Origin of the sequence: Paracoccus sp. PAR01 (genome assembly GCF_014851995.1) — a bacterium.
Lineage (GTDB): Bacteria > Pseudomonadota > Alphaproteobacteria > Rhodobacterales > Rhodobacteraceae > Paracoccus > Paracoccus litorisediminis.
This window is the reverse complement of the sequence record NZ_JACVAW010000002.1, coordinates 259,254-274,702: the sequence shown is the minus strand read 5'-3', so window position 1 is coordinate 274,702 and position 15,449 is coordinate 259,254. Positions and strand designations below refer to the sequence as shown.

General features: G+C 66.2%; 14 protein-coding genes. 8 read left to right on the top strand and 6 right to left on the bottom strand.

Annotated features, from left to right (window positions below; all coding sequences use genetic code 11):
• Positions 1-116 precede the first annotated feature (116 nt).
• The 4 genes from IB235_RS06455 (at position 117) to IB235_RS06440 (ending at position 4,394) form a co-directional block, all read left to right on the top strand.
• Positions 117-1,241, top strand: coding sequence for an NADH:flavin oxidoreductase/NADH oxidase (locus IB235_RS06455; protein ID WP_192336096.1), 1,125 nt, complete (start codon positions 117-119; stop codon positions 1,239-1,241).
• Positions 1,242-1,364: 123 nt separating this feature from the next.
• Positions 1,365-2,090 carry an exopolysaccharide biosynthesis protein gene (locus IB235_RS06450; protein ID WP_192336095.1) on the top strand — a complete coding sequence of 242 codons (726 nt, stop codon included), beginning with the start codon at positions 1,365-1,367 and terminating at the stop codon, positions 2,088-2,090.
• 36 nt (positions 2,091-2,126) lie between these two features.
• A complete protein-coding gene (locus tag IB235_RS06445) occupies positions 2,127-3,407 on the top strand; it encodes a hemolysin family protein (protein ID WP_192336094.1) in 1,281 nt (426 codons plus the stop codon).
• 63 nt (positions 3,408-3,470) lie between these two features.
• A complete protein-coding gene (locus IB235_RS06440; RefSeq protein WP_155038788.1) occupies positions 3,471-4,394 on the top strand; it encodes a hydrogen peroxide-inducible genes activator in 924 nt (307 codons plus the stop codon).
• On the opposite strand, the gene IB235_RS06435 is transcribed toward IB235_RS06440, so the two are convergent.
• The 5 genes from IB235_RS06435 to IB235_RS06415 all read right to left on the bottom strand — a co-directional run bounded on the left by IB235_RS06435 (position 4,384) and on the right by IB235_RS06415 (position 9,351).
• A complete protein-coding gene (locus IB235_RS06435) occupies positions 4,384-5,235 on the bottom strand; it encodes a TonB family protein (protein ID WP_192336093.1) in 852 nt (283 codons plus the stop codon). The two genes, IB235_RS06440 and IB235_RS06435, sit on opposite strands and share 11 nt — an antisense overlap.
• Positions 5,232-5,732 (bottom strand): TonB system transport protein ExbD, encoded by a 501-nt coding sequence (exbD, locus tag IB235_RS06430; protein WP_192336092.1) that lies wholly within the window; start codon positions 5,730-5,732, stop codon positions 5,232-5,234. Before exbD ends, IB235_RS06435 begins: the two co-directional genes overlap by 4 nt.
• Before the next feature lie 3 nt (positions 5,733-5,735).
• A complete protein-coding gene (gene exbB / locus IB235_RS25725) occupies positions 5,736-6,854 on the bottom strand; it encodes a tonB-system energizer ExbB (protein ID WP_192336091.1) in 1,119 nt (372 codons plus the stop codon).
• Positions 6,855-6,998: 144 nt separating this feature from the next.
• Positions 6,999-8,054: a siderophore-interacting protein gene (locus IB235_RS06420; protein ID WP_192336090.1), complete on the bottom strand. Its 1,056-nt coding sequence runs from the start codon at positions 8,052-8,054 to the stop codon at positions 6,999-7,001.
• Between the two features lie 124 nt (positions 8,055-8,178).
• A complete protein-coding gene (locus IB235_RS06415; RefSeq protein WP_192336089.1) occupies positions 8,179-9,351 on the bottom strand; it encodes an alanine--glyoxylate aminotransferase family protein in 1,173 nt (390 codons plus the stop codon).
• Between the two features lie 126 nt (positions 9,352-9,477).
• On the opposite strand from IB235_RS06415, the gene IB235_RS06410 reads away from it, so the two are divergent.
• From IB235_RS06410 to dinB, 3 genes are read left to right on the top strand one after another with little or no spacing between them, the layout of a single operon-like run.
• Positions 9,478-11,217 carry an ABC transporter ATP-binding protein gene (locus IB235_RS06410; protein WP_192336088.1) on the top strand — a complete coding sequence of 580 codons (1,740 nt, stop codon included), beginning with the start codon at positions 9,478-9,480 and terminating at the stop codon, positions 11,215-11,217.
• Positions 11,217-11,933 carry a folate-binding protein YgfZ gene (locus IB235_RS06405; RefSeq protein WP_192336087.1) on the top strand — a complete coding sequence of 239 codons (717 nt, stop codon included), beginning with the start codon at positions 11,217-11,219 and terminating at the stop codon, positions 11,931-11,933. Before IB235_RS06410 ends, IB235_RS06405 begins: the two co-directional genes overlap by 1 nt.
• The gene (gene dinB, locus IB235_RS06400; protein WP_192336086.1) at positions 11,930-13,015 is read left to right on the top strand and encodes a DNA polymerase IV; all 1,086 of its coding nucleotides are present in this window, start codon (positions 11,930-11,932) and stop codon (positions 13,013-13,015) included. The genes IB235_RS06405 and dinB overlap by 4 nt, the downstream gene beginning before the upstream one ends.
• Before the next feature lie 6 nt (positions 13,016-13,021).
• On the opposite strand, the gene IB235_RS06395 is transcribed toward dinB, so the two are convergent.
• Positions 13,022-13,981: a DUF533 domain-containing protein gene (locus IB235_RS06395; protein WP_192336085.1), complete on the bottom strand. Its 960-nt coding sequence runs from the start codon at positions 13,979-13,981 to the stop codon at positions 13,022-13,024.
• 230 nt (positions 13,982-14,211) lie between these two features.
• Between IB235_RS06395 and tuf the strand changes: the two genes are divergently transcribed.
• On the top strand, positions 14,212-15,387 hold the full coding sequence (gene tuf / locus IB235_RS06390; protein WP_155038779.1) for an elongation factor Tu: 1,176 nt from the start codon (positions 14,212-14,214) through the stop codon (positions 15,385-15,387).
• Positions 15,388-15,449: the final 62 nt, after the last annotated feature.

Below are 15,449 nucleotides of genomic sequence, written 5' to 3'. Positions count from 1 at the left end.
GGTCATGGCCCCCATGCAGTGGCCGCGACGGAACAGATCGGTCGGATTTGGGCGTGGGGCTTGTGAATCCCCATGGCCCGACTACTTCATTTCTGCATCATCAGCAGGAGGGCCCCATGCCCCAATCCAAGCTTTTCGAGCCGATCACGATCGGAGGCTCGACCCTTGCGAACCGCATCGTCATTGCTCCCATGTGCCAGTATTCGGCCGAAGATGGCAAGATGACGGACTGGCACCTGATGCATCTGGGCATGCTGGCGCAATCGGGCGCGGGTATCCTGACCATTGAGGCGACCGCCGTCCTGCCTGAAGGCCGCATCAGCTATGCCGATGTTGGCCTGTGGGACGACCCGACCGAGGCGGCGATCGACCGCGTGCTGAAGTCCGTGCGGGCATGGTCCCACATGCCCATCGCGATCCAGCTGGCCCATGCCGGACGCAAGGCCTCGACCGCGAAGCCCTGGGATGGCGGCGGCCAGATCGCGCCCGATCACGCGAATGGCTGGCAGACCGTCTCGGCCTCTGACCTGCCCTTCGCGGCCAGCGACAACCCTCCGGTCGCGCTGGACAAGGCCGGGATGGCCAAGGTGCGCGAGGCCTTTGCCGAGGCCGCCCGCCGTTCGGTCAGGCTGGGCATCGACGCGATCCAGATCCATGCCGCGCATGGCTATCTGCTGCACCAGTTCCTGTCGCCCCTGTCGAACAAGCGTACGGATGAATATGGCGGCAGCCTTGAAAACCGCATGCGCTTCCCGCTTGAGGTCTTTGATGCGGTGAAGGCTGCCGTCCCCGAGGGCTATCCCGTTACCGTGCGCCTGTCCGGCACCGATTGGGTCGATGGCGACGACTGGCAAGAGGGTGGCTGGGACAGCGACAGCACCGTCGCGATCTCGGTCGAGCTTGAGGCTCGGGGCTGTCACGCGATCCATGTGTCCAGCGGCGGGCTTGACCCGCGGCAAAAGATCCCGGTCGGGCCGAACTATCAGGTGCCGCTGGCCCGCGCGGTGAAACAGGCCGTGGGTATTCCGGTCATTGCCGTCGGGCTGATCACCGAGGCGCATCAGGCCGAGGCCATCGTGTCCACGGGCGATGCCGATATGATCGCGGTGGCGCGTACCGTGCTTTACGACCCGCGCTGGCCCTGGCATGTCGCGGCCGAACTGGGGGCCAGTGTCACCGCCTCGCCGCAATATCTGCGCTGCCAGCCCTCGACGCTGAAATCGCTGTTCAAGACGGCCTGACCCGTCCCGCCGGGGCGCGCAAATCGCCCCGGCATCACGGATACGTCATCGGCGGTTGTTCTTGGCGGTCATTTCGCTACAGTGGGTGCGTCCCACTTATGGAAAGCGGCCGCCGACTCTTCGATGATCGACGACATTTCCGACACGCCCGAGCCCCCGCGAAGATGCGGGCCGGGCCAAGTCGAAACCCTCGCCCCTGATCCCGGGGGTGACCCTTCGCCGGAGCCCGGCCCTAGCCGACCCGAGGCGCGCCAGAGCCTGTCTCAGCGCCTGACGACGCTTGCGCAGGACAGTCAGCGGCAGCGCATTGCCATGGGCGACCTGCTGACCCTGATGCCGGGGCAGGCGCTGGCGGCACTGATTCTGATCTTTGCCGTGCCGAATGTCGTCCCCGCCCCGCCGGGGTTGTCGGCAATTCTGGGTTGGCCGCTGATCTATCTGACATGGCAGCAGATGACCGGGCAAAACCCGTGGTTGCCGCCGTTCATCTCGCGGCGCTCGATGCCGCGCAATATGTTTGCAGGCGTGGTGCGGCGCGTGACGCCGCCGCTTTCCGCGCTGGAGCACCTGCTTCGCCCCCGTATCGCCGCCTTGGTCACACCCCGCAGCGAAAGGCTGATCGGTGGGCTGTGCCTTGCCTTGTCCGTCGTGCTGCTGCTGCCGGTACCCTTGGGCAACATGCTGCCCGCCTTTGCCATCAGCGTCATGATGCTGGGCCTGCTCGAACGTGACGGGCTGTGGGCGGGTCTTGGCGCGGTGCTGGGCATCGTTTCTTTCGCCATCGCGGTCGGGGTCGTCTATGCGATGATCAAGGCCGTGATTTTTCTTTTGTCGCGTGCGCTGGCCTGACCTGCAACCGCATCGTTTCCGGAACCGAGCTGTCCCATGTGGATCGAAATAACCATCGTCGTCCTTCTGACCCTGCTCAACGGCCTGCTGGCCATGTCCGAGCTGGCTATCGTCTCGTCGCGCCCGGCGCGGCTGAAGGTGCTGGCCGACAGGGGCAACCGCGGGGCCGCGACCGCGATCCGTCTGGCCGAGGAGCCGGGACGGTTCCTGTCCTCGGTGCAGATCGGGATCACGCTGGTCGGCGTGCTGTCGGGGGCGTTTTCCGGGGCGACGCTGGGCGCGCGTCTGGCCAATGCTCTGCCCGGCTGGGGCGTGCCGCCGACGCTGGCGCAGCCCCTGGGCATGGGCGGCGTGGTCGTGGCCATCACCTATTTGTCGCTGATCCTGGGTGAGCTTGTGCCCAAGCAGATTGCCCTGCGGTCGCCCGAAACCGTCGCGGTGAAGGTCGCGCCGCTGATGAAGGGCATCTCGCGCGTCGCCGCGCCGCTGGTCTGGCTGCTGGATCGCTCGGGCAGGCTGGTGCTGTCGCTGCTGCGCCAGACAGGCGATGACGATCGCGGCATCTCGGACGAGGAAATCCGTCTGGTCATCGCCGAGGCCGAAAGCGCCGGCGTCATGCACCGTGCCGAGACCGAGATGATCGCCGGCGTCATGCGCATTGCCGACCGCAGCGCGCGCGGGCTGATGACCCAGCGTCGCGACATTGCCGCCGTCGACGTGAATGACAGCTATGCGACCATCGCACGCAAGTTCAAGGACAGCCACCGTACCCGCCTGCCGGTCAGCGACGGCAACGAAAACGAGATGATCGGCGTCGTTGCCAGCGCCGACCTGATTTCGGTGAATGGCCAGCAGTTCGATCTGCGTGCGCTGATGAAGCCCGCCCCGATCATCCCCGAGACCATGGACGCCCCCGAGGTCATCGCCAAGCTGCGCGCCTCTCCGGGTCAGATGCTGCTGGTCTATGACGAGTACGGCCATTTCGAGGGCGTGGTGACGCCGATGGACGTGCTTGAGGCGATCACCGGCGAATTCGTCGGCATGGATGACGACGAACCGAAACTGGTCCAGCGCGAGGATGGCAGCCTGCTGATCGCGGGCTGGATGCCGGTCGATGAATTCGCCGACCGCCTGTCGGTGCCGCTGTCGGACGATCACGACTATTCGACCGTCGCCGGACTGGTGCTGGATCTGGCGGGCGCAATCCCGCAGGTGGGCGATGTGGTGGAATGGGACGGCTGGCGGATCGAGGTCGTCGACCTTGACGGGCGGAGGATCGACAAGCTGCTGGTGTCGCGCCCCGCGCGCAGCGATTAATGCGCCCCGCACGCGCCGATTAAGGGGGGTTCTTGTTCCGGCGCATCGTGATAATCACCGCTTATGAACTTCACGCTGCGCCAGATCACCTATTTCCTTGCCGTCGCGCGGCTGCGCAACTTCGGACGCGCGGCCGAGGTATCCAACGTCTCGCAACCCGGCCTCTCCAGCCAGATTGCCCAGCTTGAGGCGCGTCTGGGCGGTGCGCTGTTCGAACGCGGCGCGGGCACCGGGCCGGTTCGGCTGACCGCGCTGGGGGACCGGCTGCTGCCCATCGCGCAAGAGCTGATGGATTCGGCGCAGCGCTTGCAGGCTGTGGCGCGGGCGGGACGTGGCGCGCTGACCGGCAAGCTGCGGCTGGCACTGATCCCGACGGTGGCGCCCTATCTGATCCCGCATCTGATCTCGGCCCTGCGGCAAAGCCATCCGGCGCTGGATCTGGAACTGCATGAGGTGGTGACCGACGACCTGCTGGCCGGGATCGCCAGCCATCGTTACGACGCCGGGCTGATGGCCCTGCCGGTGATGGAAGCGGGCATCATGGCCGAGCCGGTCCTGCGCGACGGCTTTCTGGTCGCCCTGTCCGAGGATGACACCACCTTCCTGTCCGGCCCCGCCAAGCCCGAAAGCATTGCGGCGGAACGCCTGCTGCTGCTGGCCGACGGGCATTGTCTGCGCGATCAGGCGCTGGAGGTCTGCGGCATGCGCAACCCGCGCCGCAAGGTGAACCTTGAGGCGGCATCGATGGCCACGCTGATGCGGATGGTGTCAAGCGGGCTGGGGATGACGCTGATCCCGCGCATCGCCCTCGCCGATGAGAACCACGATGGCCGCTTGCGCATCGTGCCCTTTGCCGCGCCAGAACCCTCACGCGATCTGGCAGTGGTCTGGCGGCGCAATGCCGATGCCGGAACCGATGCGCGGGCGTTGGCCGAGGTGATCCGCGGCCTTGCCCCCGCGCTGGGGGTTCAGGCGCTCACTTCCTGATGGTGACTGGAAGCGTCATGGGCGTCGCCTTGCCAGACGGCGGCGGCGGCATCTTGGGCAGTCTGGCTGCCTGACGCGCCAGCGCGGCATCGGTCTTGGCATCGCCGGTCGAACTCCCCAACCGACCGCCCGAGACACTTCCATTCGCGTTGATGGTGAACAACACGGTCACATGGACCCCGCCTTTGTTCAGCCTTGCCCGCATCATGTGGCGGGCCACCGAAGATTGCACCTTGGATTGCCATGACGCCACCTGTTTGGCCGAGGGCGCGCCGCCCTGAGACGGAGCTGCCGTGCGGGTCGAAGGCTGAGCGCGGAGCGTGGTCGTGGCCTTGCGGGCGGTCTGCTCTTCTTTGGCGACTTCCTTCTTCTTCTCGACCTTCTTCGGTTCCGGTTCCTTCTGGACGACCTTGGGTTCCGGCTCCGGCTCGGGTTCGGGAGGCTCGGGGCGGGTCTTGGGACGCACAGATTTCTGCAGCACCACCGCATCGGCGGGCGGCGGGAACAGCGTGTTCATGTCCGGCAGCGGTTCCAGCTGCGGCAGCGGCTCATCCATGACGAAATCGGGCGCAGGTTCGGGTTCCGGCTCGGGCTCTGGTTCAGGCTCCGGCGTGGGTTCGGGCGCGGCCTCGGCGATTTCCGGGGCCTCTGCCTCATCCGGCGGGGCTGCGGCCTCGGGCATCGGGGCCAGTTCGACAAAGATCGGGTCGGGCAGGCCGGGGGGCGCTGCCGCCTCGGCCCGATGCATGATCCAGATCGCGCCGCCCAGATGCGCGGCCAGCACGACGACCGCTACCGAGCCCCAAAGCGCGCCATCGCGTATCGCCGCCTGCGCGCTCATGGCTGAGGGGTTCCGGCGGGGGCAGGAGCAGGAGCGGCGGCCGGAGCGGCGGCGGCAGGGACCGCGCCGGGCGCTGCGGCGGTCGATTCCAACCCGACCAGCGCGATTTTCAGGTAGCCGGTCTCGCGCAGCGTGTTCATCACGCCCATAAGGTCGCCATAGGTCACGGCCTTGTCGGCGCGCAGGAAGATGCGCCTTTCGTGGTCATTCTCGGTGGCGGTGGCCAGTGCTGCGGCCAGACCGCCCGCCGGAATATCGTCATTGCCCAAGGCCAGCGTCAGGTCGGGCTTGACCGTGACCCAGACCGGTTGATCCGGGCGCTGCGCGGGGGTCGCATTGGAAACCGGCAGGTCCACATTCACATCGACCGTCGCCAGCGGGGCGGCGACCATGAAGATGATCAGCAGCACCAGCATGACGTCGATGAAGGGGGTGACGTTGATCTCGTGGTTCTCGACCAGATCGTCGCCTTGCGATTCGCGGACACTGCCAGCCATGGCTCAGACCTCGCTGCGAGGGGTGGTGCCGCGGAAATCCAGATCGCGGCTGACAAGACGCTTCACCCCGGCCGAGGCATTGGCCAGACGCAGCCGGTAGCCGGTGATGGCGCGGGCAAAGACGTTGTAGATGACGACGGCCGGAATTGCGGCGACCAGACCGATGGCGGTGGCCAGCAGCGCCTCGGCGATGCCGGGGGCGACGACGGCAAGGTTGGTGGTCTGCGATTCCGAAATGCCGATGAAGCTGTTCATGATGCCCCAGACGGTCCCGAACAGCCCGACGAACGGCGCGGTCGAGCCGATGGTCGCCAGAACCCCGGTGCCACGGCCCATGCGGCGGCTGGCAACGGCCTCGATGCGGTCAAGATGGGACTCAACGCGCTCTTTCAGCCCGGAATCGCCCGCCACGTCCAGTGCCGGGGCCGAGCGGTCATATTCCGTCGCCGCTGCCTTGATCATGCGCGAGACAGGGTCCTTGCGTCGCCCGGTGGCGGCAAGGGCCGCGGGCAGGCTGGTTGCGGATTCAACGCGGCGGATGCCGGTCTGAACGCGGCGCAGCGCCCCCATCAGTTCAAGGAATTTCGCGAAAAGCACGGTCCAGGTCACGACCGAGGCGAATGCCAGCCCGATCATCACGCCCTTCACGACCCAGTCAGCGGCCCAGAACATCCCCATCGGCGACAGGTCATGGGGCAGGTTCGGATCGCGCTCCTGCGGGGAAAGCGGTTCCAGCGCGTCCTGGATCACTTCGGGCAGGATGCTGCTGGAGGTGGGTGCTGCCAGCTGCGCCTCGGGTACCGGAGCGGGGACGATCGCCGGAGTGGCAGCCACAGGCGCGGCTTCGGTGGACGCTGCCGGAGCGGTTGCCGGTGCAGGAACAGTTGCTGGTGCGGCAGGAACGGTCGCAGGCGGCGTCGACACCGCAGGCACCTCGGTCGTCGTGACCGGGGCTGCGGGTGCTGCCGGTTCAGTGGCTGCGGGTGCGGTCTGCGCCGGCTCGACCGCTGGGGCCACGGCGCCATTTGCCGCCTCCTGCGCGCAAAGGGGCGAAGCCGTCGCCAGACATGCTAGAACAAGTGCGGTCCCCACGCGGGTGCGCGGCAGCGACGATTGGCTCATGGTGATCCTTCGTATCTTCGGCATTAGATCCGTCCGCACTGGCTGATGGCGCATCCTTTCCACGAAAGGAATTCCGCCCCATGGCCGCGGCTTTTGCGGAGGGTATTAATCTTCGGGGTAAAATTGTCAACTATTGGCCGGGTTTCAGGCCCCGGTATCTGGCGTCCCTGCCGTCCAATAGGCCGCCAGATGGGCGTGCCGTTTGTCATGGCCCAGCTTGTCCAGCAGCAGATGCCGCAGCATGGCGATCCGGGACTTTTCTCCTGCCATCCAAAGATGTTCGGTGGATTCCGGGGGGCTTTCCTGCAGGATCGTGGCCAGAGCCTCGGCCCCGTCCGGCAGGGGGGTCACGGAAATGTTCCCGGTCTTGGGCATAGGATAGTCGGATTCTGCCCCCAGAAGCCATGCTGTCCCCATGGCATCGGGGCGCGACTCGAGGATGCGGGCGATGGCGGGCCACGCGGTCTGGTCCCCGGCCAGCAGCAAGCGCTCGGTCGTCGGAATGCCGCCGCCCGACGGCCCCATCAAGCCGACCAGATCGCCCTCGGGTCCGGCCAAAGCCCAATCCGAGATACGCCCGCCATGATGCAGGAAGATGTCGGTCTCAAGCCAGCCGGCATCGGCATCGATGGCCCGCACCGTATAGACCGGTCGATGCAGCGTCTTGGTCCCGGAGGGCCATTGCACCTGCCCGTTCGCACCCAGCCGTGGCCATTCGGGGGCCGTGTCACCCGCCACCGGCAGGACCAGCCGGAAATGGATCGAATCCAAGGTCGCCAGCCGCCCCAGATCAGGGCCATGCAACCGCATGCGCAAAAAATCCGCCGAGATCCGCCGCACCTTGCCCACCCGCGCCAGACTGAAATTCGCCGGCGGCTTGCCGATATCGGCCAGTGAGGACCAGCGCAGGCGCTGCACCGTTTCGGGCATGGTTTCGGCCAGATGCTCGACGATGGCTTCCTGAATGGCCGACAGCCATTCGGGACGATGCGCATGGGCAAAGACCAGCACGTCGCCGCCGCGCTTCTTGACGCCAAACTCGCCCAGCTCCGTCTCGCACCAGGTCGAGCGGCCATGCCCATCATGGACCTCCAACCCATGCTCCAGCGCCTCTTGCCGCAACAGCAGGTCCAGCGGGGCGAAATCGATGCCCCGCAGCATGGCTTCGGACTGGAACTCGGGTGGCGTGGTCAGTCGCATCGCATTTCTTTCATTGGCACAGGGAACCCTTATGCCCGCACCCAGCCCCGGCGCATGATATCACGCGCCAAGGCCCGATTTCACCGTTTTACAAATACCCATGCGACGGCGCAGGTCGCACAGGTCAGGCCGATTGGGCGATCAGCCGTGCCGCCGCTTCGATCCCGCCCGGTCCATGGGCAATGCCAAGCGCATCCATCCCGGCCTCGATCACCGCCAGCGTGCCCAGCAGCTGATGGGCGCTGACATGGCCCATATGGGCGATGCGCAGCCCGGCTTCGGGATCGGCAGCGCCAAGGCCGACGCCCAGCGTCAGCCCGGCCTTTTCCTGCGTCCAGGCCCGCAGCGCAGTGGCATTCGGGATCGTCGCCGCCGTGACCGAGCGCGCGCGCCCGGCCGGGTCCGCGACCACCGTGGAAATCCCGGTCCCGCCCGCACCCCATGCCTCCAGCGCAGCCCAGGTCGCGCGGGCCAGCGCCTCGTGCCGAGCCCAGGCGACGGGCAGCGTTTCCTCGTCCAGCAGCAGGGTCAGCGCCTCGTTCATGCCATAGACATGCTGAACCGGCGGCGTGCCGCCCCAGAACTGCCACAACTCCTGCGCCTCGGATCGCGGCGTCCAGTCCCAGTACGGCGTCGCCAGATCGGTGCGGCCCAGCAGCTTCACCCGGTCCGAGAACCAGACCAGCGCCAGTCCCGGCGGCACCATCAGCCCCTTCTGACTGGCCGAAACCAGCAGGTCGATGCCCCACTCATCCATCAGCAACGGCTCGCAACCCAGCGAGGCGATGGCATCGACGGCCAGCAGCGCCGGGTGATCGCCCATCGCCGCACGGATCGCCGGAATATCGGCCCGCGCCGAACTGGCGGTATCGACCTGACAGACCAGCACGGCCTTGATCCGGCCCTCGCGGTCCTCGGCCAGACGTTCGGCCAGCCTTTGCGGATCGGGCGGGCTTAGTCCGAAATCCAGCGTCTCGACCTCGATCCCCAGCCCCCGCGCGGTCTGCGCCCAGCCCCGCCCGAAATGGCCCGAGGTCAGCACCAGTGCCAGCTCGCCCCGGTTGAACAGGTTCACGTTCGCGGCTTCCCAGCCGGCATGGCCATTGCCGATATAGGGTACGCAATGCGCCGACGTTCCGGCCAGACGCTTCAGCCGTGCGATCATGGCCAGGTTTTCCTGCGCCAGTTCGGGGCCATAAATGTCGGGGGAGGGGCGGTGCATCGCGCGCAACACGCGGTCGGGAACGGGCGAGGGGCCGGGGATGGCGATGACCGGACGCCCAAGGGCAAAGCTCATGACGTGACGCCTTTTTTGCAGAACGTGCAATCGGTAGGCCCGCGCCGTTGCGGCGTCAACCGGGGGCGGCCCTTGCCCTGAGGGGCTGCGCGGCTTATCCCTTGGCGAGTTTCTTGCGGGGCAGCGATGGCCGAAAAAATCCAGAAAACAGCCAATCTGTTCTCACGCATGTGGCGGGACTACCTGCATCCCTACTGGGCGCGGATCTCGCTGGCACTGTTCTTCCTGGTCCTTGAGGGCTCGACGCTGGGCCTGCTCAGCTGGATGCTGAAGCCGCTTTTCGACCGCGTCTTCGTCGGTGGCGACAGCGACGCGATCTGGTGGGTCGGCGGCGTGATCTTTGGCCTGTTCCTGCTGCGGGCCGCGACTTTCGTTATCAACCGAAGCCTGATGACCTCGGTGTCGCTGGCGGTGTCGACGACGATGCAGACCGACATGCTGCGCCATGTGATGACGCTGGACGGGGCATTCTTCCAGAAGAACCCTCCCGGCGCGATGATCGAGCGGGTGCAGGGCGATTCCATCGCGGTGCAAGGGGTATGGTCCACCTTCATCTCGGGGATGGGGCGCGACATCGTCTCGTTGGTGTCGCTGTTCGGCGTGGCGATCGCGGTCGATCCGGAATGGACCTTGGCCGCGCTGATCGGTGCGCCGCTGCTGATCCTGCCGATGGTCATGGTCCAGCGCTACATCCGCCGCAAGATGCGCCAGAACCGCCAGAATGCCAGCCAGCGCGCCACCCGTCTGGATGAGGTCCTGCACGGTATCAACGCGGTCAAGCTGAACCGGATGGAGGATTATCAGGCCGGTCGCTTCGCCCAGATCGTCGACCGCATCCGCATCGGCCAGATCAAGATGTCAGCCATCGGCGCGACGGTTCCGGCACTGGTCGACGTGGTGACCGGCCTTGGTTTCATGGGCGTCCTTTGGCTGGGCGGGGCCGAGGTCATGTCGGGCGAACGCACGGTCGGCGACTTCATGTCCTTCTTTACCGCCATGGCACTGGCCTTCCAGCCGCTGCGTCGCTTGGGCACCCTTGCGGGCACCTGGCAAACCGCCGCCGCCAGCCTTGAGCGTATCTATGAAATCCTCGACATGCGGCCCACGATTACCTCGGGGCCGCGCCGCGAGGCTCCGCCGGACACTACGATCCGGCTGGAGGATGTGCATCTGTCCTATGACAACCACCCGGTGCTGAACGGCCTGACCTTCACCGCCGAGGCGGGGCAGACCACCGCGCTGGTCGGGCCGTCCGGGGCGGGAAAGTCGACGGTCTTCAACCTGCTGACCCGCATGGTCGATCCGGCCTCGGGCAGCATCACCCTGGGCGGGGTGCCGCTGGCCGAGTTCGATCTGGCGACCCTGCGCGACCAGTTTTCCACCGTCAGTCAGGACGCGGCCCTGTTCGATGAGACCCTGCGCGAGAACATCCTGCTGGGCCATGCCGAGGACGAACCCCGCCTTCGCGCCGCCATCGAGGCCGCCCATGCCGCCGATTTCGTCGATCCGCTGCCCTATGGCCTGGACACGCCTGCCGGACCGCGCGGCTCGGCCCTGTCGGGCGGGCAGCGCCAGCGCGTCGCCATCGCCCGCGCCATCCTGCGCGATGCCCCGGTCCTGCTGCTGGACGAGGCAACCAGCGCGCTTGACGCACAAAGTGAGCGGCTGGTCCAGCAGGCGCTGGACGGGTTGTCGGTCGGCCGCACCACTTTGGTCATCGCGCACCGCCTGTCCACCATCCGGCAGGCCGACAAGATCATCGTGCTGGAAGCCGGCAGGGTTGTCGAAGAGGGCAGCCATGACCAGTTGATGGAAAAGGGCGGCGCTTATGCGGCGCTGGTCAGATTGCAATTCGGAGAAGAATGATGCGGCGGATTCTGGCGGTCTCGGGGCCGGATCGGGTGCAGTTCCTGCAAGGACTGGTGACGAACAAGGTCGGCGACGTGCCGGTCTGGGCGGCGCTGCTGACCCCGCAGGGCAAGTATCTGGCCGATTTCCTGATCGTGCCCATGGGCGAGCGGCTGCTGATCGACGTGGACGAACGGCTGGCCGACGACCTGATGCGCAGGCTGACGATGTACAAGCTGCGCTCGGCGGTGACGATTGAGGCGACCGACCTGACCGTTTCACGTGGCACGGGCGACATGCCCGACGCGGCCATTGCCGATCCGCGCCATCCAGCACTTGGCTGGCGGCTGTATGGCGGCACGGGCGATGACGGCAGCGATTTCGACGCGATCCGGGTCGAGCATTGCATCCCCGAGTCGTTGGTCGAACTGATCCCGAACGACACCTTCATTCTTGAGGCCGGGTTCGAGCGTCTGCATGGCGTCGATTTCCGCAAGGGCTGCTATGTCGGGCAGGAGGTCACTGCGCGGATGAAGCACAAGACCGACTTGCGCAAAGGGCTGGTCACTGTCGGCATCGCGGGCGAGGCCCCGACCGGCACGCCGATCCTGATGGCCGACGGGCGCGAGGCAGGCACGCTTTTCACCCAATCGGGCGGGCACGCCATCGCCTATATGCGCTTTGATCGCATGGGCGAGGGGCTGGTTGCGGGGGATGCCCGCATCCTCGCGTGAGCGAGCCGGAGCGTATCCGCCGCATCGTCCATGTCGACATGGACGCGTTTTTCGCGTCCGTCGAGCAACGCGACAATCCCGACCTGCGCGGCCAGCCGGTCGCCGTGGGTGGTATTCAGCGCGGCGTCGTCGCCGCCGCCAGCTATGAGGCGCGGCGGTTCGGGGTGCGCTCGGCCATGCCCTCGATGCGGGCAAAGCGGCTGTGCCCGGACCTGATCTTCGTCAAGCCGCGCTTCGAGGTCTATAAATCCGTCAGCCAGCAGATCCGCGCGATCTTTGCCGATTACACGCCGCTGATCGAACCCTTGTCGCTGGACGAGGCCTATCTGGACCTGACCGATTATCTTGATGGCCGCACGGCCACCCGCATCGCGCAGGAAATCCGTGCCCGCATCCGCGAGGTGACGGGGCTGACCGCCTCGGCCGGGGTCAGCTACAACAAGTTTCTGGCGAAACTGGCTTCGGATCAGCGAAAGCCCGACGGGCTGTTCGTGATCCCGCCCGAGGCCGGGGCCGAGTTTGTGCAATCCCTGCCCATCGGCCGCTTTCACGGCGTCGGCCCCGCGACCGCTGCCCGGATGGAATCGCATGGCATCCTGACCGGCGCGGATCTGGCGCGGCAAAGCCTTGAGTTCCTGACCGCGCGCTTCGGGAAATCGGGGACCTATTACTGGAACATCGCCCGCGGCATCGACACCCGAGAGGTCAAACCCGACCGCATCCGCAAATCCATCGGGGCCGAGAACACGTTTTTCGACGATTTGCGCGACATCGGCGCGGCGCATGCGGAACTGGCACCTCTGGCCGACAAGGTGTGGCGGCATGCGGTCGCCTCGGGCAAGGCTGGGCGCACCGTGACGCTCAAGGTGAAATACGGGGATTTTCGGCAGATGACGCGGGCGAAGTCGCTGCCGCGTCCGGTGGCGAGCCGGGACGAGATGCTGGAGATCGCGCGGGAATTGCTGGAGCCGGTCTTTGCCGATCCGCATGGGGTCAGGCTGCTGGGGATCACGCTTTCCGCGCTTGAGGCGGCGGGGGCAGAGACTGCCCCGCGCCAGCTTGGCCTGTTTGATCAGGCATAGGGTCGGTCAGGCGTAAAGATTGGTCGCGCCGACTTTTTCGTGGATGCCGTTCACCGTGGCCTTGTCCAGCCCCAGCGCGGTCGCCAGCGAATGCAGGTATTCGGCCTCATTGCGGTTGTCGAAGTCGATGGCCATCAGCGACATCGTGTAGATCTGCGGACCCAGACCCTGCGGCACTTCCTTGGCAAGGGCGGCGGCGTCGACCGGGGCGGCCATCTGCTCGCGGATGAAGGCGCGTTCCTCATCGTCAAGCTCGCCCAGTTCGGCGGTCAGGCGGGCCTGTTCGGCCTCGTCGATCTTGCCGTCGGATTTCGCGGCCTGGATCATCGCGCGCAAGATCAGCCCGGCCACCGCATTCTGTTCCGGGGTGGGGGTGATCGAGGGCTCGCCGCCATTGACCAGCGCGTCGTTCAGCACCTCGCCGAAGCTGGCGTCATTCGCGGGCTGAGAGCCCTTCTGCGCCAAGCCGCCAGCGGGCGTTCCAGCCTTGGCCTGTCCGCCGCCCAGAAGCTCGCCAAGGATGCCGCCAAGGCCACCAGCCGCAGCGCCGCCAGCAAGGATCTGGCCCAGACCGCCACCGGTGCCTGCACCTGCGCTGGTCGTGCCGCCGCCGCGCCCGGCGGTCAGTTGGTCAAGGATGCCGCCAAGGCCGCCACTGGCACGCCCCGAGGGCGAATGCGCCCCACCATAGGGCGAGCCGCCGCCTGCGCCGGGCGCGCGACCGCCCAGAATCTGGCCAAGGATGTCGCCAAGGCCACCCGCACCGGTGCCAGCCCCGGCCTGACGGCCAGCTGTACCGCCGCTTTTGCCGACGATCTCATCAAGGATGCTGCCTGAAGGCGCGTTCCGGGCCTGGGTCGAGCCACCCGCCGCTCCGCCGCCCTGGGCATTCTTCATCATCGTACCGATACCCTTCGCCAGCATGATACCGGCCGCAACGCGGGCAAGTGATTTCATTAGGCTCATGTCGTCCTCCGACGTGAAAGGGCGCCCACCGCATAACGGGGCGCCATCCCCTGCTAAAGCCTGCTGGACCGGGCTTGGTTCCAAGCCGATTTCCTGACCCTGCGTTCATCGGTTTCGTTATCACGGTGCTGCTAGGCTACCCTTGATTTTTCCGCGCCACGATTATAAGTCGCGGCGGATGTTTCACGATGGGGCTGTCGCGCGGGTGGCCCCTCCGATAGGAGGCCATGATGGCAAAGGCAAAGTTTGAACGGAATAAGCCGCACGTCAACATCGGGACGATTGGTCACGTTGACCACGGCAAGACGACTCTGACGGCTGCGATCACCAAGTATTTTGGTGAATTCAAGGCCTATGACCAGATTGACGGTGCGCCGGAAGAGCGCGCTCGTGGCATCACGATCTCGACCGCGCACGTCGAGTACGAGTCGGAAGCGCGTCACTACGCCCACGTCGACTGCCCCGGCCACGCCGACTACGTCAAGAACATGATCACCGGTGCTGCCCAGATGGACGGCGCGATCCTGGTCGTGAACGCTGCTGACGGCCCGATGCCGCAGACCCGCGAGCACATCCTGCTGGGCCGTCAGGTCGGCATCCCCTACATGGTCGTCTACCTGAACAAGGTCGACCAGGTGGATGACGAAGAGCTGCTGGAACTGGTCGAGATGGAAGTTCGCGAGCTTCTGTCCTCCTATGACTACCCCGGCGATGACATTCCGATCATCAAAGGCTCGGCTCTGGCCGCAATGGAAGGCCGCGACCAGGCTATCGGCGAGGACTCGATCCGCGCTCTTATCGCTGCTGTCGACGAATACATCCCGACGCCCGAGCGCGCCATCGACCAGCCGTTCCTGCTGCCGATCGAAGACGTGTTCTCGATCTCGGGCCGCGGCACCGTTGTGACCGGCCGTATCGAGCGTGGCGCTGTCAACGTCGGCGACGAACTGGAAATCGTGGGCATCCGCGACACCAAGAAAACCACCTGCACCGGCGTGGAAATGTTCCGCAAGCTGCTGGATCGTGGGGAGGCTGGCGACAACGTTGGCGTTCTGCTGCGCGGCATCGACCGTGACGGCGTCGAGCGTGGCCAGGTTCTGGTGAAGCCGAAGTCGGTGACCCCGCACACCCAGTTCGAAGCTGAAGCTTATATCCTGACCAAGGAAGAGGGTGGCCGTCACACGCCGTTCTTCGCCAACTACCGTCCGCAGTTCTACTTCCGCACCACGGACGTCACCGGTACCGTCAAGCTGCCGGAAGGCACCGAGATGGTGATGCCGGGCGACAACCTGAAGTTCGAAGTCGAACTGATCGCTCCGATCGCGATGGAAGAGAAGCTGCGCTTCGCCATCCGTGAAGGCGGCCGCACCGTCGGCGCCGGCGTTGTGTCGAAAATCCTGAAGTAATTCGGGACCGGGCTTTGCGTGGGGTGCGCTCAAGCACACCCTACGGGGGGCCGGGGTAGGGT